The sequence below is a fragment of the Neptunicoccus cionae genome, from assembly GCF_014643735.1.
Lineage (GTDB): Bacteria > Pseudomonadota > Alphaproteobacteria > Rhodobacterales > Rhodobacteraceae > Amylibacter > Amylibacter cionae.
In genome coordinates, this window is sequence record NZ_BMKA01000017.1 from 1 (window position 1) to 2,209 (window position 2,209).

General features: G+C 54.2%; 1 protein-coding gene. It reads left to right on the forward strand.

The window, feature by feature from the left end:
- Window positions 1-749 precede the first annotated feature (749 nt).
- Complete coding sequence (locus IEX10_RS19810; RefSeq protein ID WP_188679032.1) at window positions 750-1,949, forward strand: Fic family protein; 1,200 nt, start codon at window positions 750-752, stop codon at window positions 1,947-1,949.
- Window positions 1,950-2,209 lie beyond the last annotated feature (260 nt).

The window sequence follows — 2,209 nt, forward strand, 5'->3', positions numbered from 1 at the left end:
AACGACAGCCCAACCAGCCGCCCAGTACAACGGGCGGAACGATAAGCCCGCGACGAACGCCGCGAGGCGGCCAACCCCTCAGATCACGGCGACTTTTTCAACAAATGGCGGATTGCGGACCTTCGCTGCGGTCTGCGCGAACGGCAGCAATGCGCAGGAAGGCAGGCTTTACAGGGTTTCAAAAAGTACACTTGCCTGTTGCTTTAAGCTTAGCCGAACGCTGCATCGCAGCTATCGAATTGCCGTCTTTCGTGAAACATGCAGCATTTCTGAAGGTCGAATAACCGTGCGGCACATCCGCCGGTCTGCCTTTCTCATTCACCTCTGGCACCTTCTTAGCCGCCGTGATCGTGTTAATGCATGCAGGTGCGCCAATTTAGAAAGAGACCTGCAGCAGGATTTCGACAGCTTTTCCTGGTTCGCACCGGCATTCATCGCTGGGTGCCTGTGGTCGCGAGCTGATCTTGCGCGGTTCTCCGACGGTTCGGAGGTGGAACAGTGCAGAGATAGTAGTTCCAGCAGTCTTTTTCTTGTGCTGGGTCGGAACGGTGGCCGGAACTGTGGCCGGAACTGTGGCCGGAACTGTGGCCGGAACGGTGGCCGGAATAGAAGCAGTACTAAATCCGCTTAACATTCTGTTTTAAATTCAGTATATGGTTTCTGGTGGCCGGAACGATGGCCGGAACGATGGCCGGAACGATAGCCGGAACGATGGCCGGAACGATGGCCGGAACAAAGCAAGGAATAAGATGGCTAAGGTAAGCATCGAACCAATAACGCTCTGCGAGCCGCTAATGGTGGCGGAGGACTCACCGCATTTTGGTGAGATTAACGAACTGGTGACACTTGTGGTCGGGGAGTCAATGGCGTTGACAGCATCGGTTCGCGAGCCGTTGCGAGCCGTTTTTGCGGATATTATGCGCGCAGCCAATTGCTACTACAGCAACCTTATCGAAGGGCACGACACACACCCAATCAGCGCCGAGCAAGCGCTCAAAGGTGACTATGACGCTGAGCCGGAAAAGCGTGACCTTCAGTTGGAAGCTGTGGCGCATATCGAGGTGCAGCGATGGATTGACGGTGGTGGTTTGGGTGAGCGGCACCCGATGAACCCTGAGGTGATCTGCGAAATGCACGAGCGATTCTGTCAGAACCTGCCAGAATCCTTGCTGTTGGTTACCGACCCAGAGACCGGTGAAAAGCGAAAAATTCAACCAGGGAGGCTTCGAGAAGGGTTTGTGCGGGTCGGAAATCATGTACCGGTGTCCGCGTCAGCCTTGCCGTCATTCCTCGATCACATGCACCGACGTTACAACGTAGCTGGAAAGAATACCGGCGTTTTGAGTAGCGCTTATGCGCACCACCGACTCGCGTGGGTCCACCCATTTGAAGACTTAAATGGTCGGGTGACGCGCATGGTGTCGCATGCAATGCTTTTACGGTCGGCTGGGAGTGACGGTCTTTGGTCGGTGTCGCGTGGGCTGGCTCGGGATTCCGAGGGTTATAAACGACAGCTTGCAGCAGCAGATGAACCGCGACGGGGAGACCGAGACGGGCGCGGTCACCTATCCGAGGAACGTCTTGCAAGCTTTGCTCGGTTTTTTCTGACCACTTGCCTTGACCAAATCGCCTTTATGCGCGGGCTGTTTGAACCCGAAACGCTGACTGACCGTATTGTGGAATGGGCTGCTCGCGGTGTCTCTGAAAAGAAGCTTCGAAAAGGCTCTGATAAAGTGATGAAGATTGCGGCAATCCAAGGTGACATTGACCGAAAGTTGGTTGAAACTATTCTTAACGTATCAGATCGAGGCGCACGCAATGTAATCTCCGATCTGGTGAAAACAAGCGCTTTGGTTCCGACGGACGAGCATGTCTACAAGTTGTCGATGAATAGCGAGCTGGCCTTGGATTGGATGCCTAAACTTATACCGCCAAAGCCAGTGGGATAACCAACGACACAATTGGGGGAAGTTATCTCATAAAGCCATAGCAGACCTTCACGCGAGGTGCTGTGAGAGTCTGTTTGCCGCTCCGCGTGCTGAACGGTCAAGTCCGCTTTGGGCTGGGGGCTGTCATTAGACGCGATCTTCACCAAGGGCAGCTTTGGGCCGTTCATGATCAGTAAAGATGGGGTCAGAATCTTCACGATACCTGCGAAGCCGATGGATTTGTGCACCTAGAAATGATTTCAGCACGGTGTCGGTTGTGA

Excerpts from the sequence above, each read along its gene's own strand:
- IEX10_RS19810 (WP_188679032.1), top strand. The coding sequence starts at position 750 with ATGGCTAAGGTAAGCATCGAACCAATAACGCTCTGCGAGCCGCTAATG.